This window comes from Micromonospora sp. BS32 (assembly GCF_059089345.1).
The window spans coordinates 1-434 of the sequence record NZ_JBSSHR010000125.1; the positions used below are offsets into that span (position 1 = coordinate 1).

General features: G+C 76.7%; 1 protein-coding gene. It reads right to left on the reverse strand.

The window, feature by feature from the left end; translation table 11 throughout:
• The coding region (locus tag AC5RWQ_RS30560; protein WP_494286059.1) for an HAD-IIIC family phosphatase at positions 1-434 on the reverse strand (434 nt) is incomplete at both ends.

Genomic DNA, 434 nt, shown 5'->3' on the forward strand with positions numbered 1-434 from the left:
GTGGCCGCCGCGGGCACGAGCGGCCACAGCACGTCCAGGAACCGGTCCAGGCCGGCCGCGGGCGGGCAGGTCACCGACAGCACCTCGGGCCGGGCGGCGCGCATCGCGGCGATCTCGGCCGGGTGGTCGTCGAGGACGAGGAAGCTGTCCAGGCCGAGGTTGAGGGTGCGGGCGACGGCGTCCAAGCGCCGGGACTTGGGTTCCCAGGCCGCGGACAGCACGCAGAAGTGCTCGGCGCGCAGCAGGCTTTCGGGGCGGTCCAGGACGGCGCGGACGGTGTCCTCGTCGTTGTTGCTGACCAGGACGAGCAGCGCGCCCGCCGCCCGCCAGCGCAGCAGCCGACGGGCGAGCGCCGCGCGCGGGCCGCCCAGCTCCACCGCGGCGGGGCCGATCTCCCCGGCGACACCGCCCCACAGGGTCTCGTCGCCGTCCAC